We start from the raw sequence: 21,804 nt of genomic DNA, 5'->3' as shown, positions 1-21,804 counted from the left end.
TCTTCAATAACGGTGAGGTGTTCAATCAGGGTCATTTGGGGGGGATCTATGATGACGGAGAGCCCGATTAGATCACAGCAGATCGCTGGTATCAACTTCCATTAACAAAGTACGATCCCGCCCTGCCAAGCAAGCAGTTCGCTATCAGCAGCGGGGCAAAGCAGGGGTAGAGCAGGGACATTGGGTGGATTTTATTACTTGTTTAGTCGCGCCAAAAAGATATTTGGACAAAACATCAGAGGTCTATCACACACAGCTTTCCTACGAAGAATTAATGGCTTACTTTGTTTCTATTGATAGTGCACGTGGAATTTATAAAGCCAAACTAATGAAAAGTGCTATCGATAAACAGCGTAGGGGTTATAAGTCGACGATTTGCAATGAAATGACACTTTTTGCACGTCTGTATTTAGATTATGTGCAAGAGCGTTATCCTGAGTTAAGCCCAGAAAGCCCAAAGCCAAGAGCTGCTGGTAATACCTGGATTCGATTCTATCCAAACCCTAAGGATAAATCGACCCAGATCGTTCATCAAATCTACGGCAATTATATTAAGATTATGATGTACGAGCAATCAGAGAAGTTTGAGCTGATTGTTGAACAGTTTGCGCCGTTTGTTGATGATAGTATTTCGATTTATGTATCAGGTAAATCGATTATATTTGAAGTGGGCGCTCCTGAGATTGATCCAATCAATCAACGGTTTGGTGACGTACTTTCTGAAATTGAAGAATCAATTGGAATTGCACTTAGGCTTAAGACGGTGTTGGATTCAGCATTCATGTGACAAATTAGGATAGACCGCGCGTAGCCGCGGCCCTATCCGGGGCGTGAACCATCCTGGAGGCGTCAAGGTGGAGCGCGCTCGCTGTGCGGCTAATGCTGTGCTCTGGCCGGAAACCGGCGCTTGCTATCTCCGGCTAACGGCATCATTGTTTATGCTCGTCTTCGCCCGTCTGGTTACGGAATGCGCTGATTTGATGTGGCCAAGCGAGCTCAGGAAAAAGCGGGCCGCATTTTAAGGCTCTGCCTTGAGTTCGCTTTTCAATCACGCAAAAGGAGTGTTACGTGTATAACCCCAAGTCGTTCAGCATGCCAGATCTTGCCAGCGCACATCGGTTTATCCAGACGTTTGGTTTTGCGGTTGTGATCGATCCAACGCTGGGCGCCAGTCATCTGCCGTTGACGCTACGCAGTGGTGAGGGGGAGTTGGGGACACTGTACGGTCATATGGCGCGTGCCAATCCGCAATGGCGCGAGCTGGAGGGAAGCGAGGTGCTGGTGGTCTTTTCCGGGCCGCACAGCTACATCTCGCCGAGTTGGTATCAAACCCGGCCTATGGTGCCGACTTGGAACTACGCTGCGGTACACGTGAAGGGGCGGGTAAGGTTAACCTCCAATGCGGAGACGGTGGCCGCTTTGGATACGTTGTTGGCCCAGCACGAGTCCAGCTTATTGCAGTCCAATGAGATCATCACCGATGAGATCCGCCAGCGACTGCTCGGCGCGATTGTGGGTTTCAGCATTGAGATCGAGCAGATAGAGGGCAAGCAAAAGCTGGGGCAACAGCGTTCGGTTGCGGATCAGCGAGGGACGTATGCCGGGCTAGCTGCGAGCAAAGGGTTAGAAGCTCAGGCATTGGCCGCATACATGCGCAGCCTTGGGATCGGTGTGAGTTCGGACTAAAACCTTGATAGAAAACAAAAAAGCCACCTTTAGGGTGGCTTTTTTGATCCGTTCTTTATGGCTGGTATACCTGAACGATGTCGATTGCTTCGCCTCGGGGCTTGTCCAACTGGACGTGACCTGAGTTGGCTTGGTCCAGGAAGTCGAACGCGGGCAGATCCGCCTCGGCAACGGAGCCTTCAAACTTGGCATCGGGATCGCGCTTGAGGCTGACAAAGTCAAACTGCTCTCGGTCGACCATTTGCGATGGCGCGACGTTTTGCATGGCGGTAAAGATGGTTTCGATCCGGCCTGGGTGCTGTTTGTCCCAGCTCACCAACATCTCTTTGACCATCTTACGTTTCAGGTTCTCCTGAGAGCCACACAGGTTGCATGGAATGATCGGGAACGCTTTGAGCTCAGCGTATTCGGCGATGTCCTTTTCGCGGCTGTAGGCCATCGGGCGGATCACCACATTGGCACCGTCATCAGACAGCAGTTTAGGCGGCATCGCTTTCATTTTGCCGCCATAGAACATATTCAAGAACAGGGTCTCGATGATGTCATCGCGGTGGTGACCGAGGGCGATCTTGGTGGCGCCGATCTTCTGAGCAAAGCCATACAGGGTGCCACGGCGCAGGCGTGAACACAGCGAGCAAGTGGTCTTGCCCTCTGGGATCTTCTCTTTGACCACGGAGTAGGTGTCCTTCTCGAGAATGTGGTACGTCACGCCGACGGACTTCAGGTACTCGGGCAGGATGTGCTCGGGGAACTCTGGCTGCTTTTGATCCAGGTTAACGGCGACCAGCTTAAAATTCACCGGTGCGCGATGCTGCAGGTTCATTAGGATATCCAGCATGGTATAGCTGTCTTTACCGCCAGACAGGCACACCATGACCACATCGCCCTCTTCGATCATCTTGTAATCGTCGATGGCGCTGCCCATCTCGCGACGTAGGCGTTTTTGCAGTTTATTCAGGCGTGTTTTTTGCTTTTGGCTCAGCTCTTCCACCCAGGGTTCCTCATAGACCAGGTTCAATCAAGCCGGGCATTATTCCAGTATGCTTGGGCAGGGTAAAGGGGGGGATGAAAAAAGTGGGCTCGCACAGTGGCGAGCCCGGTCGGAGAAGGGGAGCTTAGGCTCAGATCTTGACGGGGGATTCAAAGCCGTCGGGTTTATCGGCGAGCAGATCGCACTCAAGCTGGTCGATGACGTGTTCGGCGGTGTTGCCGATCAAGGCGGCGGAGATCCCAGTGCGGCCGATGGTGCCGATCATCACCAACTCGACGTCGAGCTCTTTAGCCAGATCGGGGATCACGTCCTCGGGCAGTCCTTCGAGCACATGACATTGCTCATGGGGGAGCGAGAACTCATCCGCCAACGCGCGTAGGCGCTGCTCGTGGTGGGTTTTAAGTGACCGGTTGTACGCGTGCGCATCGAAGTCGGGCAACTCGATGGCAATGTTGACGGGTGTGCCTGGGTAGCCATTGACCAGATGAACCTGGGCCTTGATGGTGACGGCAAGTTCGAGCGCCCGGGCAACTATCTTACGATTGAGCGATAGGTGATCTTCATCTTCGGCTGCGACGTTGACGGCGACCAAGATCTTACCATCCACTGGCCAGTCATGATCTTTAACCAGCAACACAGGGACTGGCGACTTGCGCAACAGGTGCCAATCGGTGGGCGTAAAGATCACCGACTTGAGCCGGTCATGCTGATGGGTGCTTTTGACGATGAGATCGGCATCCAGCTTCAATACTTGCTCGATGACGGCTTCGTACGGGCGATTGTGCCAGGTGACGGTGCAGTCGACAGCGATGCCTTCGAGCCGCACCGGCGCGGCCAGCTCCTCCAGCCAGGCTTGGCGCTGCTTGATCAGTCCGTTGCGCAGGTTTTCTCTGTCCTCGGCGGACAGCATGGAGGTCATCTCGTAGGAAAAGTCAAAGATGCTGAGCGTTAACGTAATTTGGCCGTCACAACCCTTGGCGAGGTGGGCGGCGCGCATGATCGCGGGTTGGGCATCATGGGCGGGATCGACCACCACTAGAATGCGTTTGTAATCACTCATAACCTTCTCCTAGTGCGACAGGGTACGCTTTAATCGTGGCAGATCTTGATGGGATTTCCTTGTTTCAGATCAACAACGCCCGGCTGGTGCCGGGCGTTGCGGAATTATCGACCAACGCGGGCGGTGCCCGCGAGTTGGCTCAAGCCTTCGATGTCGAGAATGGTAATATATTTACCTTTAACTTCAATAAGCTGTGACTTCTGAAAACGGCCCAGTAAGCGACTGATGGTTTCGACTGTCAGTCCGAGGTAGTTGCCGATGTCTCCTCGCGTCATGGTTAATCGGTACTCTTTGGAGGAGAAGCCTCGACTGCCAAAGCGATGAGCGAGACTGCCGAGGAAGGCGGCGAGGCGTTGCTCGGCGCTCTTTTTGGAGAGCAGGAGGATCATATCTTGATCGCCCATGATCTCGTTGCTCATCAGTCGAAAGATCTGGTGGCGCAGGGAAGGCATGGTGGCTGAAAGTTTATCCAGCATGTCAAACGGGATCTCACAGACCATCGAGGTTTCGAGTGCCTGCGCGAAGCTTTGATGCGATTGACCGTGGATCCCATCAAAGCCGACGACATCACCGGCCAAGTGGAAGGCGGTGATCTGTTCGTCACCGGACTCGGTGATGGTATAGGATTTGATGGAGCCGCTGCGGATCGCAAAGAGGGATTTGAGCGGTTGCCCACTCTGGAACAGCAGATCGCCTTTGTGGATCGGGCGTTTGCGTTCGATGATGGCGTCAAGCTTATCCAATTCACTGCTACTGAGTGTAAAGGGAATACAGAGCTCCGACATACTGCAGTTCTGACAGTGGATGGCGCAGCCTTGTGTCATAACATCTTCCCCATATCCATTTGAAAGCCATATTTTTAGTGAATCCAAGTCACGAACGAGCGCCGTTCATTGAGCTGGGTCACTTTAAAAATTGATGTAGCGCAATATATGTCATTTGGCCGCCATAAGCAATTAAGACTAAGCCACTCATTAGGCGGAATTTTTTGCTATTCAGGATCCGTTTGAGTAAGTCGGCTGCAGCGCCCATGGCGACTAGGGTTGGCAGGGTTCCGAGGCCAAAACCCGCCATGATCAGACCGCCTTGCCAGGGATCGGCGGCCGCCAGCGCCCAGGTCAGGGTGGAGTAAACCAGCCCGCAGGGCAGCCAGCCCCACACCAGCCCAACCAAGTAGGCTTTACCCGGCCGGTGCAGCGGCAGTATGGCCTGCCCCAGCGGTGCTAAGCGACGCCAGAGCGGTTGTCCCAGTGCTTCAATGTGGATCAGGGCTTTGCTCAGTTGACTGATGTACAGGCCCATGAGGCAAAGCATGATGCCGGCCAAGGCTTGCAGTCCCGCCAGCAGGGGATCTAGCGCAAACATCGCCATTAAGGCGCCGGCAGCGCCGCCGACGGCAACGCCAGCTAAGGTATAGCTGCTGATCCGACCGGCGTTATAGGCCAAGACAAACCCCATGCGCTGCTGCAACGTGACTGCATTGCCGCCCGGCAGCGCCTGGCTAAAGGCACCGACGATGCCGCCGCACATGCCGAGGCAGTGAGCGCCGCCGAGTAAGCCGACCAACAGCGCAGCGTAAAAGTTATACTCGGTCATTGTCGTGCTCGGTGGACTCGGCTGGTGAGTTGGGCTGCTCTGGCTTTGGATCGTCGAACAGGATGGAGTAGCCGGCCCGATCCAGATCCTCATACTGGCGGCTTTTGACTGACCAGAAGAACAGTGCCACCGCCAGGCAAACAAAGCCAATGGCGATCGGGATCAAGATGTAGATGATCTCCATCAGGGTCTCCTTAATAGACGTAGGCTGTTGGCAACGACCACCAACGAACTCAGTGACATCCCTGCGGCGGCGAGATAGGGCGGCACATAGCCACACACCGCCAGTGGCAGGATCGCCAGGTTGTAGCACAGTGACAACGCCAGATTTTGCCGGATCACGCGGCGGGTCAATCTGGCGGTCTCAACTGCGGCTAGGATCGGCGCTAACTTATCACCGAGCAGGATAAGATCGGCGTGGCATTTGGCCAGATCCGTGCCTCCGGCCATCGCCACGGACACATCCGCCCCCGCCAGAACCGGCGCGTCATTGATCCCGTCGCCAAACATCGCCACCTTATCACCGCGCTGTTGGCAGGCTTTGAGATAGGCCAGCTTCTGCTCGGGCGAGCAGTCATGATGGGCATGGGTGAGGCCCAGTTGCTGGGCGATCTTAAGCGCGTGCGGATCGGGATCGCCGGACAGCATCTCACAGGGCAGATCGTGCAGTTGCAGCCGCTGGATCGCCTCATGGGCGTCGCTGCGCAGGCTGTCTTGAAACGCAAAGCGTGCGATCGGCCGATCCGCCAGTGTGAGGATCATCCCTTCCATCACCTGAGTATTGGCGCTGGCAAAGCCCGCCCGGCCGATGCGGTAGTGCTGGCCGTTGATCCAACCCTCGACGCCCTGACCGACATGGTAATGACAGCGCTGGGCGATGTAGTCTTTGTTGCGATAGGCACGAAACGCCTTGGCATAAGGGTGGGATGAGTGCGCCTCAAGTGCAGCGGCCAACGCAAGCACCTGCGCCTCTTTAAACGTGGGATCGAGCACGTCGACCTGGGTGATGCTGAAGTGGCCTCGGGTTAAGGTCCCGGTTTTGTCGAACAGCAACCGGGTGATCCTGGGCAGGGCTTCCAACACAGTGGCACTCTTAACCAGCATCCCTTGCTGGCGCAGCCGATTGGTGCCACAGGTGAGCGCGGCGGGCGTGGCCAATGCCAACGCGCAGGGGCAGGTTGCCACCAACACGGAGAGCATGATCCAGAACGCGTCGTCGGGACGGATCTGCAGCCAAATGCCGTAGGTCAGCGCGGCGATCATCAGGATGGCGGGCACAAAGTATTGCGCCACCCGATCGGCAAACAGCGCGATGGCCGGTTTACTGGTGGCGGCTTGCTCCTGCAGCCGCATCAGGGTGTTGATCCGCTGCTCGGCACCAACACGCACCACCTGCAGCTCCACGCTTTGGTGCAGGTTGACGGTGGCGGCAAAGATCTCATCGCCGATCACGCGCGATACCGGCTGCTCCTCGCCGGTCAACATCGCCTCATTGAACTGGCTATTGCCGGCGAGCAAACGGCCGTCGACCGGCACGCGTTCACCGGGCAGCACCCGGCAGCGCTGGCCAACTTTCAGTGCCCGGGCGGCGATCTGGCGCTCTTCACCTTGCTCGATCAGCCGTGCGGTGATCGGCACTAGCTTCTGCAGATTACTGACGTTCTCCGAAGCCTTGCGCCGGGCCCGCTGCTCAAATAGCCGGCCCAACAATAGGAAGAAGGTGAACATGGAGATCGACTCGAAGAAGACCTCACCTGTGCCCTTCACTGTTGCGGCACAGCTGGCGCCGTAGGCCAGCAGGATAGCGATGGAGACCGGCACGTCCATATTGACTCGCAGGGCGAAGAGGGCACGCATGGCACTGAAATAGAAGGGTTGCGCCGAATAGAGCACCACCGGTGTGGCAAAGATCAAACTGACCCAGCGAAAGTAATCTCGGAAACTCTGCTCCAGATCGTAGAAGTAGCCGGTATACAAGGCGACGGCCAGCATCATCACCTGCATGGTGGCCAACCCCGCTAGGCCCACCCGCAGCAGGAAGTTTTGGCTTTCCTGCGCGTCTTTGCGTTCCTGTGCATCGACCTGGAAGGGGGCGGCGTTGTAGCCGATCTGCGCCATCGCCGCGAGGATGTCAGACAGCCGCTGTTGGCGGCCATCCCAGACCAATACGGCGCGCTGGGTCGTGGTATTGACGTTGATCTTGGCGATCCCCTTGACCCCCGCCAGATGCTTTTCTATCAGCCAGGCACAGGCAGCACAGCTGATCCCGTCGATCGATAACAGCACCTCGCGCAGCTCGCCCTGATGGGCGACAAACTCCTGCTGCACCTCATCGAGATCGTAGGCGATCAGCGACGCCAATTGCGGCGGTATGTCCTGTTGCTGACCCTTTTCGGTGCGGTAGCGATAATAATCGGACAGGCCGGCGCTGACGATGGCATCCGCCACGGCGGCGCAGCCGGGGCAACACATGGGCATCGCTTGATCGTCGATCAGACTGGTATAACCGGCGCTGGCCGGCACCGGTTCGTTACAGTGGTAGCACAGCGATTGGCTCATAGACATCCATTACTTCAGCCAAATGGGATCGGGGTTCGGGAGGGTGATGCGGGTCTGCAGCCGCCAGCTTTGATCGAACGCGTCGATCTGCACCAGCCAGGTGCCGTCGAGGCTGTCGGTTCGACGCAAACGATAGCGGCCATTGCCATCCTTGGTCAGCATCTGGACAAAATCGCGCTGCTCTAGCGTGGCGTGGTGAAACTCCAACTCGATGGCACCGGGCAGGGGGGCACCGCCGTGCTGCTCGATGACGATCTCCCCATCGGTGATCTGTAAGGAAAACGACAGCCCCATATTCTGGGCCGCTCGGATCCGCGACAGATCCTGATTGATCCCTTTGCCTTCCTTATAGTAATCCTCTGAGACCATAGAGAACGGCGAGGTCGCAGCGACATAGTAGGTGTAGATGGAAGCCGAAACGGCGCAGGCGGGCAGGATGATGAGAAACCAAGGCCAAAACTGCTTATACCAAGGTTGTTGCGTCATTATTTGGGTTCCTTCCACTGAGATCTGGGCCTCAGTTTACTGTTGTGTGTGAGGGAGGTCTAGCAAGGGTGATGTGCGGTGAGTCTTTCTGCTCAGTTGTTGTTCGTATTGTGAACGCAGGTGATTGGGTACTGATATTTAAATGAAAAGCCCCGCGTGTGCGGGGCTTGCATGGGTTACAGGTTGAGGCTGTAAACGTAGGAGCTGATAAGGTGCACCTTATCTTCGCCGAGGATCTCCTTCCAGGCTGGCATCTGGCCTGAGCGGCCATTCTTGATGGAGTCGGCCACGGCGGCACGGCTGCCACCATAGAGCCAGGCATCGTCCTTCAAGCTAGGCGCGCCCAGCATTGGGTTGCCTTCACCGGACATGCCGTGGCATGCGAAACAGCCCTTCATATACACCCCTTGTCCTTTGACGGCTGCGTCGGCATCGTGATCGCGCCCGGACAGGCTGAGGACATATTCGACCAGATCGGGGATCTCTTCATCCGCGACCGGCAGTCCGCCTTTGGGGGGCATAAAGCCATTTCGACCGTTCAAGATGCTCAGGTTGATGGTCTCCGGCGTGCCGCCATACAACCAGCTGCCGTCAACCAGATTGGGGAAGCCGGTGCTGCCGCGCGCATCGGAGCCGTGGCACTGGGCGCAGTTTTGCAGGAACAGGCGTTGACCGATCTTGCGGGCGTCTTCATCGGCCGCCAGATCTTCGATCGACCGCGCGGCGAACGCAGCGAAGATAGGGCCAAACCGATCCTCAGCGTGGGCCATTTCACGATCGTACTGAACCAGCTTGGTGCTGCCTTCGGCGACCGCTTCGGCGGCTTGAGCCTTGGACTGCTCTAGGCTGAGCACCTGTTTATTGGCTGAGGTCCAGTTGAGCACACCGGCGAAGTTACCTAGGCCGGGGTAGAGCACTAGGTAGGCCACGGCGAAGAGGATGGTGATAACGAACATGTAGCTCCACCACTTCGGCAAGGGGTTATTCACCTCTTCGATGCCATCGAAGACATGCCCCATGGACTCGCCTTCCTCTTTGCCCATTTTGTCTTTGATGCACCAGATGAGGCAGGCACCAGAGCCTACCAACACCGCGGCGACACAAAAGATCACGATGATACTTAAAATGCTATTCATCTATCCCTGCTCCTTTGCGGTGTCTTGCACCGCCTCCTCATCCGCGAACACCAGATTGGCCGCTTCGTCGAATGAGGCCTTTCTTCTTTTTGAATACGCCCAGGCGATGATCCCGATCATGCAGATCATCAGCACCGAGGTGTAGATCCCATGGAAAAATCCATAATCCATTGTGCTTTCCTCGATTACAGGGCCGTGCCCAAGACTTGGAGATAGGCGATCAGCGCTTCCATTTCGGTTTTGCCGACCACGCTCTGAGCGTCTTTTTGCAGTACGGCATCGTCCTCACTGTACGGAACCCCAAAGTGATCGCGGAACACCTTCAGCTTGGCCTCGGTGTGCGCGCCATCCAGCACGTTGTCATTGAGCCAGGGGTAGGCGGGCATGTTCGACTCTGGCACCACCGCGCGCGGATCGGTCAGGTGGACCTTATGCCAGGTGTCGGAGTAACGTCCGCCGACGCGGGCCAGATCGGGACCGGTTCGCTTTGAGCCCCACAAGAAGGGGTGCTCCCAGACGTGCTCACCCGCGACGGAGTAGTGACCGTAGCGCTCGGTTTCGGCTCGGAAGGGGCGGATCATCTGGCTGTGGCAGTTGGAGCAGCCTTCACGGATGTAAACATCCCGGCCTTCCATCTGCAGTGCGGTGTAGGGTGTGAGCCCCTCAACCGGCTCATTGGTCTCATCGATGTAGATCAAGGGCACGATCTCGGCGATGCCGCCAAAGCTGATGGCCACCACGATCAGGATCGCCAGTAAGCCGACATTTTTTTCTACCAGTTCATGTGAAAATTTCATCTGTCTGACTCCTTATGCCGCCTGAGGCGCTGGGGAAGCAGCGATGCTGCCATCCGGTGCCTTGACCGTGCGGAAAACGTTGTAGGCCATCAGGAACATACCGAACAGGAAGAAGCAGCCACCAATGAAACGCACGATGTAGAACGGATAGGAGGCCGACAGCGCTTCAACAAAGCTGTAGGTCAGGGTACCGTCCGCATTCACCGCGCGCCACATCAGGCCTTGCATCACGCCGGAGATCCACATGGCGACGATGTACAACACGGTTCCCACGGTTGCCAGCCAAAAGTGCACGTTGATCAGTTTGACTGAGTACATCTGCTTCTGGTTAAACAGCACGGGGATCAAGTGGTAGAGCGCACCAATGGACACCATTGCCACCCAACCCAAGGCGCCGGAGTGGACGTGACCTACGGTCCAGTCGGTGTAGTGTGACAGCGCATTGACCGTCTTGATCGACATCATCGGGCCTTCGAAGGTGGACATGCCGTAGAAGGAGAGCGAGACCACCAGGAAGCGCAGGATCGGATCGGTTCTGAGCTTATGCCAGGCACCGGACAGGGTCATGATCCCGTTGATCATGCCACCCCAGGAGGGGGCGAACAGCACCAATGACATCACCATGCCAAGGGTCTGAGTCCAGTCAGGCAGTGCGGTGTAGTGGAGGTGGTGTGGGCCAGCCCAGATATAGAGCGAAACCAAGGCCCAGAAGTGGACGATGGACAAGCGATAGGAGTAGACCGGACGTTCGGCCTGCTTGGGCACGAAGTAGTACATCATGCCGAGGAAGCCTGCCGTCAGCAAAAAGCCCACTGCATTGTGGCCGTACCACCATTGCACCATGGCATCCACTGAGCCGGCGTAGATGGAATAGGATTTCCACATGCTGACCGGGATGGACATTGAGTTAACGATATGCAGCACCGCAACCGTGATGATAAAGGCGCCAAAGAACCAGTTTGCGACATAGATGTGACTGGTTTTTCGTTTTATTAAGGTGCCGAAGAACACCAGAGCGTAACAAACCCAGACGAGGGTAATGGCGATCTTAATCGGCCATTCTAATTCCGCATATTCCTTTGCCGTCGTTAAGCCGAGTGGCAGGGTAATGGCGGCGGCAACGATAATGGCTTGCCAACCCCAGAAGGTGAACGACGCCATCTTGTCTGAAAACAAGCGCGTTTGGCAGGTACGCTGCACGACATAATAGGATGTGGCAAACAGGGCGCTGGTGCCGAAGGCAAAGATCACCGCGTTGGTATGGAGGGGACGAAGGCGGCTATAGGTTAGCCAGGGGGTGTCGAAGTTTAGGGCGGGCCAGATCAGCTGAGCGGCGATCAACACCCCCACAGCCATTCCAACAATACCCCACACAACGGTCATAATGGCAAATTGGCGAACTACGGTATAGTTGTAGTCGGCCGGGCCTTGGTTGGTTAGGTTCATATCGAGCTTCCACTGCATATGCTTATTTATTTCAGTCGCTGCGTCTTGGCATCAATGCGTGCGCAGATCACTGGCCAAAGTGTGACACACCTCATGGCAAGCTCATGATACTTGAGTGCCATCAAAAAACCCAACCAAAAGGCGAGGTGAGAGCTTGATCGAGATCAAATGAAGCTAAAAGCGAATGTGTTGGGTGTAATTATCTAAGAAGAAAACGGAATTTAACGAATGCATCACATTATCTACTTGGTTTTACCGCTGTTATTGCTCTCTGGATGTGGTGAGACAAAGGATTTGGCGCACAATCCGGTAACTGAATCGAGTTTATGCGACTTTACTGTCGGCCCCTGTGCCAATGCGGGTATAAGCCTAGCGCCATCCCTGACGCACACCCCAAGCGAGCAGCCCTTTCAGCTTAAAATGACGATGCCTGATGGCTACCAGATCACCGCGGCGCGGCTCGAAGGGCGAGACATGTACATGGGCGTGATCCCGGTCCGTTTTGATGAACATGGGCACGCCACCGTGCTGTACGGCAGTTGCAGCTCCGGTTACATGGTCTGGCGCTTGTGGTTAACCTTTGAAGATAGCCAAGGAGATGAGATCGTTAGATTTTTTGACTGGCTGGCGGACAGCCAAGTTTAAGATTTAAGCCCGTTTCGGCCGCGCAGAGCCACAACGAACGTGATAATATTCGAGCTTTCATGTCGTTGGGCTTCATCCCCAGTATTTTGTGGTCTCCTAAAGACGGGTCAATGCATAAATCAATCACCATTCAACAGGTCGCGGAACGGGCCAACGTTTCGATCATGACGGTTTCACGGGTACTTAATGGCAGCAGCAAGGTCGCCGAATCCACACGCCAGCGCGTGCAAGAGGCGATGCAAGCCCTGGGCTACCGTCCGAATGTGGCCGCTCGCCGTTTGGCCAGTGCACGCTCCTATATGATTGGACTCTTGTATGACAACCCGTCCGAAGGCTACGTGAGCCAATTTCTGTTAGGCGCGCTGGAGCACAGTCGGCGCAAAGGCTACCACTTGGTGGTTGAGCACTGCCGCGGCGACGAGTTAACAGCGGTGGAGCAGTTAATGGCGTTGCTGAATGAGTCGCAGATTGACAGCGTGATCCTGCTGCCCCCCTTGTGTGATGATCTGGCCTTGTTGGCTGCGCTGAGGCAGCGTCAATTGCCGTTTGTCCGGGTGGCACCGGATCGCGAACCGGGTCTGAGTCCCTATGTATGCATGGATGATCAACGGGCAGCCTACCGGTTAACCCAGCACCTCATCGAGAAAGGGCATCAGAAGATCGGGTTTATCAAAGGGAACCCTAACCAAGGGGTTTCTCGACAGCGCTATGCCGGTTATTTGGAAGCGATGGCGCATCATGGGCTGACAACCCCCGAAGATTGGGTGCAACAAGGGTACTTTTGTTATCGCTCGGGCATGGAAGCGGCGCACGCGCTGCTGAGCCAGCAGGATAGGCCCAGCGCCGTCTTTGCCAGTAACGACGATATGGCGGCGGCCGTGGTTGCCGAAGCACATCGATGCGGGTTAAAGGTGCCGGAGCAGCTTGCCGTTGTGGGCTTCGATGACACCCAGCTGGCCACCGCGATCTGGCCACAACTCACCACCATACGACAGCCTATCCGGCAGATGGCGCAGCGGGCGGTCGATATCTTGGCTGATCAGCCAGAGCTGTTGGCCGAAGATGATCATCCGGGCCATGTCTTGGCGTTTGAGGTGATCCTCCGTGGCTCCTCAACAACCGGCGCTTAACCGGCTGGCTCAGCAGCGCGTGCGGCATTCCCGTCAGGAATGACCTGATAGTTTTGCCCTGCGTGCTGGATCCTGCACACTGGTCGCACGATAGCGCAGAGGTCCCCGCCAGCATGGAAAAACCAAACCCCACCCAATTTGTCCTTACGTTAAAATGCCCGGACCGGCTCGGCGTGATGGCCCGCTATTCGGGATGCCTGCATCAGCACGGTGCCTTTATCACTGAGGTGTCCCATTATGGCGATCCCGACACCAAGGCGTTTTTCTCCCGCACCGAATTTGATGATCGGCACATGGAGTGCACCTTCGAGCAGTTCCTGACCGACTTTGCCGAGCTGGCGCATGAGCTCGACATGGAATACCAACTGCGACCGGTGCAGCAAAAGCCCAAGCTGATGCTGGCGGTTTCCCGCGATGATCATTGCCTCAATATGCTGCTCACTAAGTGGCGCTCCGGTGCACTGCCGGTCGAGATCGTTGGTGTGCTGTCCAATCACGATGATCTACGTCCTCTGGTGGAATGGTACGGTATTCCCTACCATCATCTGCCCATCAGCAAAGAGACCAAGCCCCAGCAGGAGGAGCAGATCCTGGCCTTGCTGCAACAGACCCAGGCGGATTACCTCATCCTTGCACGCTATATGCAGATCTTGTCGGACAGTCTTTGTGAAAAGCTCGAAGGTCGCGCCATCAACATTCACCACAGCTTTCTGCCGAGTTTCAAAGGGGCTAAGCCCTATCATCAGGCCCACAAGCGGGGCGTGAAGGTGATCGGCGCAACGGCGCACTTTGTTACGGCGGATCTGGATGAGGGGCCCATCATCTGTCAGGAGGTTAAGTCGGTCGATCATCGCGCAACAGTCAGCCGCTACGTCCATATTGGTCACGACATTGAAGCCATTACGCTGGCGGACGCGGTGCGCCTCGTGGCCGAGCAGCGGGTGGTACTCAATGAAGGACGAACCGTGATCTTGTGATCGTCACAGCGTGAGCCGTCCTTTGAAACAAGCATCGCCACGGCGATGCTTGTTGCTTTTCGGCGGCTCCGAAACGCTGGTTCAGTCGGTTGGCGGTATTAACGCGATGATCCGAAGCGGTGCGCCACTGCCATGTTTGATCTTCATCGGCAGGGCGATCACGCCAAAGCCGGTTGGCGGCAGGGCGCTTAGATCGGCGACGTTCTCAAACCCAGGGATGTTTTGCTGAAACAGGATCTGATGGGTGTGAAAGTAAACCGAGCCGCCGTAGTCGAGGCTGGGCGTATCGATCCCCACCGCTTTGACGTTGCGTTGTTGGATCAGAAAGAGCGCCGCGTCTGGGTGAATGCCGGGAAAGGCCAGTTTAGCCACGGCCGCCTCGCCGCGCTCAGCGGTGCCCATGTAGCGCTCCTTGTCAGGCCAAAGCGCTGCCGAGCCGGTATCGAACAGGACGATGCTGCTATCGGGGATCTGCCCATGCTCCTGCTCCCAACGCGTGATCTCCTCGACGCTGATCTGATGATTGCGCTGTGCGCCGATCATGACTTCGATCCGAACGCCCGGGCCGATCAGTTGCTGCAAAGGGATGTCGCCGGCGCCCAATTGCCCTTCACTAAAGTGGATGGGCGCATCCAGATGGGTGCCGCCGTGTTCAGACGCGGCAAAATCGTACGAGGCGTAGAAAAAGCCTTTGTCGGTAACGCCTTTAAACACCTCAGTGTGCTCAAACGCCTTGGCCGTCGGCCAGTAGATGGCACGGGTGGAGAACTCATGGGTCAGATCGATCCATTGGCCTTGCCACATCGGCTGTATGGACGCTGAGTGCTCAAACGGCGTTGGCCTCTGGCCAGCGCCCGGGCTGTGGCTGCAACCGGCGAGCAGCGCTATGGCGCCCCAGCATGCCAAGTGTGCCAGCGATGATCGCCTTGTCGCTGTCGCCAATATCGCGGTGTTGCCGGTCATGGTGTTAGTCCTCGCTGTTGGTTTCCCTTAACACTAGCCAAGAACGGCGGCCAAACCGGGCTGTGCCGTCGGGCGGCTCAGCATTGCTTACACTAACGATTGACTGCGGCTGCATGGCGCCGGGTTAAACGCGTGGAGGAAAGTGGCGATGAAAAGCGATATCGGCGTGATCGGTTTGGCGGTGATGGGGCAAAACCTGATGCTCAACATGAACGATCACCAAATTAAAGTGGTGGTGCACAATCGCACCACATCGAAGATCGACGACTTTCTGGCCGGGCCGGCGCAGGGTACTCAGATCACCGGGGCGTTTACGCTTAAGGCGCTGACCGACAGGCTTGAGAGGCCTCGGCGTATCATGCTCATGGTTCGGGCGGGTGAGGTCGTCGATGGCTTTATTGAGTCGCTGCTGCCGCTGTTAGAGCCGGGCGACATTCTTATCGATGGCGGTAACGCCAACTATGTCGACACCAATCGTCGAGTGGCGGCGTTGCAGCAACATGGGATCCACTATATCGGCGCCGGTGTGTCCGGCGGCGAGGAGGGGGCGCGGCATGGCCCTTCCATCATGCCTGGCGGTGCCATCGAGGCCTGGCCTCAGGTGAAACCCATTTTTCAAGCCATCGCTGCCACGGTCGATGGCGTGCCCTGTTGTGACTGGGTCGGCACCGATGGCGCCGGTCACTTTGTCAAAATGGTGCATAACGGCATCGAATACGGCGATATGCAGCTGATCGCCGAGGCCTACCACTTTATGAAAGCGGGCCTTGGGATGAGTCATGCACAGATGCAAGCCACCTTTGCTGCGTGGCAGGAGAGTGAGCTCGATAGCTATCTGATCGAGATCACCACCGACATTCTGGGTTTTACAGATGACGACGGTGCGCCGTTATTGGACAAGATCCTCGATGCCGCCGGGCAGAAGGGTACCGGAAAATGGACTGGCATTAATGCGCTGGAGCTGGGCATTCCACTCACCCTGATCACCGGAGCCGTGTTTGCTCGCTGCCTGTCGGCGTTAAAGCCCGAGCGGGAGGCGGCGGAGGTTCTGTTTGGCCATAAGGTGGAGCCCGTCACCGGCGATCAAGCCCAGTGGCTTGAAGCGCTACGCCAAGCCCTGTTGGCTTCTAAGGTGATCTCCTACGCGCAGGGGTTTATGTTGATGCGGCAAGCCTCGGAGGAGTACGGCTGGAACCTCAACTACGGCAATGTTGCCATGATGTGGCGTGGCGGCTGCATCATACGCTCGGCCTTTCTCGGCAACATTTGCGATGCGTTTCGCAAGGACGATGCGTTGCCGTTTCTCGGCTGCGATACGTATTTCAAGACGCTGCTGCTGCGCTGTCTGCCGGCGTGGCGTCAAGTGGCGGCGTGCTCTTTGGCGTCGGGCATTCCCATGCCCTGCACCACATCGGCACTGGCGTTTCTCGATGGTTACACCACGGCGCGCCTTCCCGCGAATTTGTTGCAGGCACAACGGGACTATTTTGGCGCTCACCGTTATGAGCGTACCGATCGAGCCCGGGGCGAATTTTTCCACACCAACTGGACCGGCAGCGGTGGCGATACAGCGTCGTCGACGTACGATGTTTAAATGGCTGAGCATGGACGCGATGAAAGAGATGTTATTGTCTAGGTTTGTTATTTCGCAAGTGTCGGAAAACGTCGGTGTGCGCAGTCAATGGAGACAGAAGTAGAACAATAAGGCCCGGCTTTCGCTTGCAGCGAGCCGGGCCTTTTGTGTGTTTGTCGCAGTCTTTAGGGTTTTAACGCCAGCACGGCGTCGATGTCTGCGGCGCTGTGGCGCTCGGGCACTTGCTCCCACGGCTCGCCCCAGCTGCGATTGACGATGCGGCCGCGTTGCACCGCGGGGCGTGCGTCGATCGCTTTGGCCCAGCGCAGCACTTGAGCGTAGCGTTCAACGTCGAGGAACTCTGCGGCGTCATAACTGCGCCCCAAAACCAGGTTGCCATACCAGGGCCAGATCGCCATATCGGCAATGCTGTATTGAGCGCCGGCGATGAACTCATTGTTGGCCAACTGTTTGTCTAAGACGTCCAGCTGCCGCTTGGCTTCCATGGTGAAACGATTGATGGGGTATTCAAACTTCTCCGGCGCGTACGCGTAGAAGTGGCCAAACCCCCCGCCTAAATAGGGCGCTGAGCCATGCAGCCAGAACAGCCAGTTCATTACCGAGGTGCGCTCGGCGATGGACTTCGGCAAGAAATGGTCAAATTTTTCCGCTAGGTAGATCAAAATCGAGCCGGACTCGAAGACCGAGACAGGGTGGTGGACAGAATGGTCTACCAAAGCGGGGATCTTGGAGTTGGGGTTGATCGCAACAAACCCGGAGCCGAACTGGTCACCCTCGGCAATGCGGATCAAATGCGCATCGTACTGCGCCTCTTTCACGCCGATGGCCAATAGCTCCTCGAGCAGAATGGTCACTTTCTGGCCGTTGGGTGTGGCCAGGGAATAGAGTTGCAGTGGATGCGGACCGATGGGCAGCTTGCGTGCATGGGTCGCGCCGGAGATGGGTCGGTTAATTTTGGCCCATTCGCCGCCGTTCTCGGCGTCGTGGGTCCATACCTTAGGGGGAACGTAACGGTTATCCATATCCAAACGACTCCTTTGTCACTGGTTTGTCAGGTGAGCACCGGTTTGTGCGGTCAGCTTACCCTGTGACAACGTGGCGAGCACGGCAAAGATCGATCTCAATGGTGTTTTCTTACTCCAACAAAAAGGGCCTCACCGAGGTGAGGCCCAAAGATGATGACATCTGAGGATCAGAGGAAGAAGCGTACGCCGACGGCCCACTGGTTGTCGGTCATGTCGTCACCCATCGCGTGGTTGTACTCACCAAACAAGGCGACGTTTTCGCTCAGCGACTTTTCAACACCGGCGGTGAAGAATTGCTCGTTCCAGCTGGTGCTGCCGGTTTGATCATCCAAGCGCAGGATCTCACCGTCGTTGTCCAGCTGGCGGTAGGAGGCCAGCGCCATCCAGCCGTTGTCCCACGCGTAGGCGCCCAGGACTTCAAAGCCAGTGGTGTCACCGGCGATGTTGCGGTAGCTGTGGCCCGCTTCCAGGTTTTTGCCCATCGCGTATGCGGTGGCCAGGTAGAGGCCTTCGCCGTAGGAGCCGTAGCTCGCGGCAAATGCGGTGGACTCTAACTTGTCGCCGAATTGCTCGGTGTCGACCCCAAAGTATTGGTCGAATGAACCGGAGGTGTGGGCAACGCCCAGCACGATACCGGCGAACTCATACTGGAACGCGACCGCGAAGCGGTTATCCAAGTCATAGTCACCCGCCCAGGAGTTGCCGGACGTTGCACCTTGCCACTGAACACCGAAGTTCAGTTGGCCAGCGTCACCCAAGTTGAGGTTGTTACGATAGAACAGGGCATTTTCGGCCGAGCCAGTACCGGACAGCTCACCAAGGAAGTCATTGGACATCAAGCCCAACTGGTCAGACGGGAAGACGTTTGGCATGTCGGTCACGGAGATCACGTCATAGAACACACCCCATTGTTTACCGATCGCCAAGTTACCGTATTGCTCGTGATCCAGTGCAACGGAGGCGTGACGCGTAGTCCAAGCGTTGCCGCTGTGGCGGGTGTTCAGTGCTTGCTCAACCAGCAGCTCCGCAGTGTAACCATTATTCAGTTTACGTTCGTAACCCAGGTTCACGCGCGGGGAGTTGCCGTGGACAGCGGTGTCAACCTCAGCACCTTGATACCAGCTTACGTTACCTACGATCAGTGATACATGCCCGCCGATAGATAGGGTGTTTACGCCGTCATCATATACGTCAACTGCATGAGCGGCAGGCAGGAGCATTGCGCTAGCAACCGCTGCGCTTAAAAGAGTTCTTTTCATTATTTATTCCGTCTGAGAGCGGCTCAAAACCAGTCGGTTTCGAGTGCATAATTATTCTTAATGTATTCAGAGGTGAGATGCCTTCACGTTCTGATTGTGGTTACTCGTCCATAACGGATAGAACCTTATACACTTACAAACTACTTCTATGTGGCAGATTTAATTTGCGTTTGATTATATTAATAGTGAAGTTGCGCAAAGGTCAACGCGCTATTGTGTCCGACTTGCCACCTTGAGATGTCGATCACGTAATGACTAGTTATGCCGTTATCGTGATTTATTAGTCATTCGAATTTATCTCTCCGTGATGCGGGTGACAATGACTGGTCGTCGGGAGAACGGTGCTGTTGTCGCCAGCGAGCCGAGCGAAAGGTGAATTTGCTGGAATGAGTGAGCCATCCCTTGTCAGCAGATGATGTAGCCAGTTCGTTTGTCGGCCGAATGATTAAGCGGATCGCTATTGGGCTATTGCTCTGTAAATGCGTACCCTGAGGTCGTTTCATGCCGAAAGCGGGTTTGACTGGAGTCGCGGATGACGCCTTTGTCGCTTCGAGAAAATGGTGCCGTTACGCTCGCAATCGGGTTGGCGACAAGTGTGTTGAGAGATGGAGGGTCATGGCAAAGCGCAATCGGAAACGGATCTGGCCCCACAGCAAGGCTCTGTGCGGTAAAGCTCGATAGGATCCTATTTAGCTAGGAAATACATTTTAGCGGTCTTTCTCGTTTTCAGATCGAGCCAGAGCGGCGAAGAGATTGCCTCGATATCAAAATTTTGACATAACAAAGCACAGGTTAGTCATTGCGATGGATACGATGGATAGGCCCCGACGTGGAAACATCACAAGTGTCACAGTGCTCTGGTGGGGGGTCGGCGTCAGTATGGTCTTGGCGGGGCTTATCGCGTTACTGCGGCCTTATGGACTGCAAGTCTCCTTCTTGCCCGATACCGGGGCCAGTTGGTACTACTGGCAACTGCCGGGAGAGGGGGGGATAGCCAGCGTTACGGCGTGGGCAGGTTATCTGACACATCAGCTGTTTATGTGGGGCGTGATCCTTTACGGGCAGCGGTTAAAACTCAAACCCAGAACGAGGCTACGCCGCATTAATGTCATTGCTCTGGTGGGCAATGGTGTTTTCATTACCCTGCATTGGCTGCAAACCCATCTTTATTACGGCGCATTAGCAGAAGATGTACCGGTCTTCTCTTCGCAAGGTTCGGTGATCCTGCTGCTGGTGATGGTGTTGATCATGGAAACGCCGCGGAGAGGTTTGCTGTGGGGCCATCGGTTCGATTGGATGACACAGTGTCGCGGGTTGCTGCTGCGCTATCATGGTTACGTATTTAGCTGGGCGACGCTCTATACCTTTTGGTATCACCCGATGGAGAGTACCAACGGGCATCTTATCGGGTTCTTTTATGTCTTCCTGCTAATGCTGCAAGTCAGTCTGATGATGACGTCGGTGCACACCCATCGCTATTGGACGGCGACGTTAGAGACATTAGTGCTATTTCATGGTGTGCTGGTGGCGTGGTTGCAGGGGGCGCAGATGTGGCCCATGTTCTTGTTTGGTTTTGCCGGCATGTTTGTGATCACCACAATGCATGGCTTGGGCTGGCGCTGGTATACCCGCACCGTGATCTTGGTTGGCTATATCGGGGCAATGCTGGCGGTGTATCAATGGCGTGGCTTCGATAAGCTGCACGAGGTGCTTCGCATCCCCTTCATTCTTTATCTGCTCGCTTTCGTTTTGTCTGGTCTTCTTTGGTTAGGGCTTAAGGGGCGTCGGCGTTCGACTTAAAACAAACAAACTTGGAACGAGTTGCTTCATGACTGGTGTCCAGGCCTATCGACTATAACTCCCCATTTGCGGATCTCGTTGGGGGTTTACTTGCGCTGGACTGGCAAAGTGCATTGGTTGCGTCCGGTCCAATGGCCTTTGTCCATTATGGTTCTTCCTGCGGTTGATAAGGATCAGCGTCGCTGCAGCGCTGGCCTGATAAGATCGGGTCGAGTTTTGTTGCTGAATAACAATAGAAAGAATGAGATAAGGGGAGAATAATGCAAAGGATCGGTGCGCGATTGGCGCAAACCTTAGTGACCATCATGGTCTTGGGGCTGGGAGGGGCTTTGTTGCCGGCCTGTGGGACTGGGCCATGTGGCGCAGAGGCTGAAGGGCAGGCCGGTTTGATCCCGACCTGTTCTAAGGCTCAGCCGGACACTCGTGTGGTGGCCCAGGGCGACGGCGAATATCAAGAGGGATATCACTACAAGCGCGTTAGCGGAATTAACGTGAATGTCGATACGCCCTTTATCGTTGAATATATCCAGGGCGTCCGCATGAGTGTGTATTAATTCGCCATTGATACAAATCCAGTCTGCAGGACGCCTTCTAAAAATCCGGTATTCATCATGCAGCGCTTTTGCTTCATGGGTACGCTGATCTTGGTTCCCT

The 21,804-nt window shown here is 55.9% G+C and carries 22 protein-coding genes; 8 read left to right on the top strand and 14 right to left on the bottom strand.

From position 1 onward, the window contains the following. Positions 1–184 precede the first annotated feature (184 nt). Both ABEA08_RS10610 and ABEA08_RS10605 read left to right on the top strand, forming a co-directional pair. Positions 185–787, top strand: a complete 603-nt coding sequence (locus ABEA08_RS10610) for a hypothetical protein (RefSeq protein ID WP_345335272.1) — start codon at positions 185–187, stop codon at positions 785–787. 281 nt (positions 788–1,068) lie between these two features. Then, positions 1,069–1,686 carry an FMN-binding negative transcriptional regulator gene (locus tag ABEA08_RS10605; RefSeq protein WP_345335271.1) on the top strand — a complete coding sequence of 206 codons (618 nt, stop codon included), beginning with the start codon at positions 1,069–1,071 and terminating at the stop codon, positions 1,684–1,686. A gap of 55 nt (positions 1,687–1,741) precedes the next feature. On the opposite strand, the gene ttcA is transcribed toward ABEA08_RS10605, so the two are convergent. From ttcA to ccoN, 11 genes are all read right to left on the bottom strand, one after another. Beyond that, positions 1,742–2,677, bottom strand: a complete 936-nt coding sequence (gene ttcA, locus ABEA08_RS10600) for a tRNA 2-thiocytidine(32) synthetase TtcA (protein ID WP_345335270.1) — start codon at positions 2,675–2,677, stop codon at positions 1,742–1,744. Between the two features lie 130 nt (positions 2,678–2,807). Continuing rightward, on the bottom strand, positions 2,808–3,737 hold the full coding sequence (gene uspE / locus ABEA08_RS10595; protein ID WP_345335269.1) for a universal stress protein UspE: 930 nt from the start codon (positions 3,735–3,737) through the stop codon (positions 2,808–2,810). Between the two features lie 104 nt (positions 3,738–3,841). Continuing rightward, positions 3,842–4,561, bottom strand: coding sequence for an FNR family transcription factor (locus tag ABEA08_RS10590; RefSeq protein ID WP_345335268.1), 720 nt, complete (start codon positions 4,559–4,561; stop codon positions 3,842–3,844). A 79-nt stretch (positions 4,562–4,640) separates the two neighbouring features. Further along, on the bottom strand, positions 4,641–5,333 hold the full coding sequence (locus ABEA08_RS10585; RefSeq protein WP_345335267.1) for a sulfite exporter TauE/SafE family protein: 693 nt from the start codon (positions 5,331–5,333) through the stop codon (positions 4,641–4,643). Continuing rightward, the gene (gene ccoS / locus ABEA08_RS10580) at positions 5,320–5,517 is read right to left on the bottom strand and encodes a cbb3-type cytochrome oxidase assembly protein CcoS (protein ID WP_345335266.1); all 198 of its coding nucleotides are present in this window, start codon (positions 5,515–5,517) and stop codon (positions 5,320–5,322) included. The genes ABEA08_RS10585 and ccoS overlap by 14 nt, the downstream gene beginning before the upstream one ends. Further along, positions 5,517–7,892 (bottom strand): heavy metal translocating P-type ATPase, encoded by a 2,376-nt coding sequence (locus ABEA08_RS10575; protein ID WP_345335265.1) that lies wholly within the window; start codon positions 7,890–7,892, stop codon positions 5,517–5,519. Before ABEA08_RS10575 ends, ccoS begins: the two co-directional genes overlap by 1 nt. 9 nt (positions 7,893–7,901) lie before the next feature. Continuing rightward, positions 7,902–8,378 (bottom strand): FixH family protein, encoded by a 477-nt coding sequence (locus tag ABEA08_RS10570; protein ID WP_345335264.1) that lies wholly within the window; start codon positions 8,376–8,378, stop codon positions 7,902–7,904. Between the two features lie 176 nt (positions 8,379–8,554). Further along, positions 8,555–9,514, bottom strand: coding sequence for a cytochrome-c oxidase, cbb3-type subunit III (ccoP, locus tag ABEA08_RS10565; RefSeq protein WP_345335262.1), 960 nt, complete (start codon positions 9,512–9,514; stop codon positions 8,555–8,557). Continuing rightward, the gene (locus tag ABEA08_RS10560; protein WP_345335261.1) at positions 9,515–9,685 is read right to left on the bottom strand and encodes a cbb3-type cytochrome oxidase subunit 3; all 171 of its coding nucleotides are present in this window, start codon (positions 9,683–9,685) and stop codon (positions 9,515–9,517) included. It lies immediately after the preceding gene. A gap of 14 nt (positions 9,686–9,699) precedes the next feature. Beyond that, entirely contained in the window at positions 9,700–10,311 is a 612-nt protein-coding gene (gene ccoO / locus ABEA08_RS10555) for a cytochrome-c oxidase, cbb3-type subunit II (protein WP_345335260.1), read from the bottom strand. 12 nt (positions 10,312–10,323) lie between these two features. Continuing rightward, positions 10,324–11,757 carry a cytochrome-c oxidase, cbb3-type subunit I gene (gene ccoN, locus ABEA08_RS10550; protein ID WP_345335259.1) on the bottom strand — a complete coding sequence of 478 codons (1,434 nt, stop codon included), beginning with the start codon at positions 11,755–11,757 and terminating at the stop codon, positions 10,324–10,326. 228 nt (positions 11,758–11,985) lie between these two features. Here ccoN and ABEA08_RS10545 point away from each other — a divergent pair, with 228 nt between their 5' ends. The 3 genes from ABEA08_RS10545 (at position 11,986) to purU (ending at position 14,509) form a co-directional block, all read left to right on the top strand. Further along, a complete protein-coding gene (locus tag ABEA08_RS10545) occupies positions 11,986–12,402 on the top strand; it encodes a hypothetical protein (protein WP_345335258.1) in 417 nt (138 codons plus the stop codon). Positions 12,403–12,512: 110 nt separating this feature from the next. Next, on the top strand, positions 12,513–13,532 hold the full coding sequence (locus ABEA08_RS10540; protein WP_345335257.1) for a LacI family DNA-binding transcriptional regulator: 1,020 nt from the start codon (positions 12,513–12,515) through the stop codon (positions 13,530–13,532). A 113-nt stretch (positions 13,533–13,645) separates the two neighbouring features. Beyond that, positions 13,646–14,509: a formyltetrahydrofolate deformylase gene (gene purU, locus ABEA08_RS10535; RefSeq protein ID WP_345335256.1), complete on the top strand. Its 864-nt coding sequence runs from the start codon at positions 13,646–13,648 to the stop codon at positions 14,507–14,509. Between the two features lie 81 nt (positions 14,510–14,590). Here purU and ABEA08_RS10530 read toward each other — a convergent pair whose 3' ends face one another. Next, a complete protein-coding gene (locus ABEA08_RS10530; protein ID WP_345335255.1) occupies positions 14,591–15,472 on the bottom strand; it encodes a cyclase family protein in 882 nt (293 codons plus the stop codon). A gap of 142 nt (positions 15,473–15,614) precedes the next feature. On the opposite strand from ABEA08_RS10530, the gene gnd reads away from it, so the two are divergent. Beyond that, entirely contained in the window at positions 15,615–17,066 is a 1,452-nt protein-coding gene (gene gnd / locus ABEA08_RS10525; RefSeq protein ID WP_425557357.1) for a decarboxylating NADP(+)-dependent phosphogluconate dehydrogenase, read from the top strand. Between the two features lie 164 nt (positions 17,067–17,230). On the opposite strand, the gene yghU is transcribed toward gnd, so the two are convergent. Then, on the bottom strand, positions 17,231–18,088 hold the full coding sequence (yghU, locus tag ABEA08_RS10520; RefSeq protein ID WP_345335253.1) for a glutathione-dependent disulfide-bond oxidoreductase: 858 nt from the start codon (positions 18,086–18,088) through the stop codon (positions 17,231–17,233). 170 nt (positions 18,089–18,258) lie between these two features. Further along, positions 18,259–19,350, bottom strand: coding sequence for a porin (locus ABEA08_RS10515; protein WP_345335252.1), 1,092 nt, complete (start codon positions 19,348–19,350; stop codon positions 18,259–18,261). Positions 19,351–20,202: 852 nt separating this feature from the next. On the opposite strand from ABEA08_RS10515, the gene ABEA08_RS10510 reads away from it, so the two are divergent. Together ABEA08_RS10510 and ABEA08_RS10505 are read left to right on the top strand one after the other, a co-directional pair. Beyond that, positions 20,203–21,150 carry a hypothetical protein gene (locus ABEA08_RS10510; RefSeq protein ID WP_345335251.1) on the top strand — a complete coding sequence of 316 codons (948 nt, stop codon included), beginning with the start codon at positions 20,203–20,205 and terminating at the stop codon, positions 21,148–21,150. Positions 21,151–21,410: 260 nt separating this feature from the next. Continuing rightward, positions 21,411–21,704, top strand: a complete 294-nt coding sequence (locus tag ABEA08_RS10505; RefSeq protein ID WP_345335250.1) for a hypothetical protein — start codon at positions 21,411–21,413, stop codon at positions 21,702–21,704. Positions 21,705–21,804: the final 100 nt, after the last annotated feature.

The sequence above is a fragment of the Ferrimonas pelagia genome (assembly GCF_039543565.1).
Classification (GTDB): Bacteria; Pseudomonadota; Gammaproteobacteria; order Enterobacterales; family Shewanellaceae; genus Ferrimonas; species Ferrimonas pelagia.
This window is presented reverse-complemented; position numbering and strand designations above follow the sequence as displayed.

Excerpts from the sequence above, each read along its gene's own strand:
- purU (WP_345335256.1), top strand. The coding sequence starts at position 13,646 with ATGGAAAAACCAAACCCCACCCAATTTGTCCTTACGTTAAAATGCCCG.
- ABEA08_RS10530 (WP_345335255.1), bottom strand. The coding sequence starts at position 15,472 with ATGACCGGCAACACCGCGATATTGGCGACAGCGACAAGGCGATCATCG.
- ccoP (WP_345335262.1), bottom strand. The coding sequence starts at position 9,514 with ATGAATAGCATTTTAAGTATCATCGTGATCTTTTGTGTCGCCGCGGTG.
- ABEA08_RS10590 (WP_345335268.1), bottom strand. The coding sequence starts at position 4,561 with ATGACACAAGGCTGCGCCATCCACTGTCAGAACTGCAGTATGTCGGAG.
- ABEA08_RS10540 (WP_345335257.1), top strand. The coding sequence starts at position 12,513 with ATGCATAAATCAATCACCATTCAACAGGTCGCGGAACGGGCCAACGTT.
- ABEA08_RS10585 (WP_345335267.1), bottom strand. The coding sequence starts at position 5,333 with ATGACCGAGTATAACTTTTACGCTGCGCTGTTGGTCGGCTTACTCGGC.
- ABEA08_RS10560 (WP_345335261.1), bottom strand. The coding sequence starts at position 9,685 with ATGGATTATGGATTTTTCCATGGGATCTACACCTCGGTGCTGATGATC.
- ABEA08_RS10515 (WP_345335252.1), bottom strand. The coding sequence starts at position 19,350 with ATGAAAAGAACTCTTTTAAGCGCAGCGGTTGCTAGCGCAATGCTCCTG.
- uspE (WP_345335269.1), bottom strand. The coding sequence starts at position 3,737 with ATGAGTGATTACAAACGCATTCTAGTGGTGGTCGATCCCGCCCATGAT.
- ccoN (WP_345335259.1), bottom strand. The coding sequence starts at position 11,757 with ATGAACCTAACCAACCAAGGCCCGGCCGACTACAACTATACCGTAGTT.
- ABEA08_RS10545 (WP_345335258.1), top strand. The coding sequence starts at position 11,986 with ATGCATCACATTATCTACTTGGTTTTACCGCTGTTATTGCTCTCTGGA.
- yghU (WP_345335253.1), bottom strand. The coding sequence starts at position 18,088 with ATGGATAACCGTTACGTTCCCCCTAAGGTATGGACCCACGACGCCGAG.
- ABEA08_RS10505 (WP_345335250.1), top strand. The coding sequence starts at position 21,411 with ATGCAAAGGATCGGTGCGCGATTGGCGCAAACCTTAGTGACCATCATG.
- ccoO (WP_345335260.1), bottom strand. The coding sequence starts at position 10,311 with ATGAAATTTTCACATGAACTGGTAGAAAAAAATGTCGGCTTACTGGCG.
- ABEA08_RS10570 (WP_345335264.1), bottom strand. The coding sequence starts at position 8,378 with ATGACGCAACAACCTTGGTATAAGCAGTTTTGGCCTTGGTTTCTCATC.
- ABEA08_RS10575 (WP_345335265.1), bottom strand. The coding sequence starts at position 7,892 with ATGAGCCAATCGCTGTGCTACCACTGTAACGAACCGGTGCCGGCCAGC.
- ccoS (WP_345335266.1), bottom strand. The coding sequence starts at position 5,517 with ATGGAGATCATCTACATCTTGATCCCGATCGCCATTGGCTTTGTTTGC.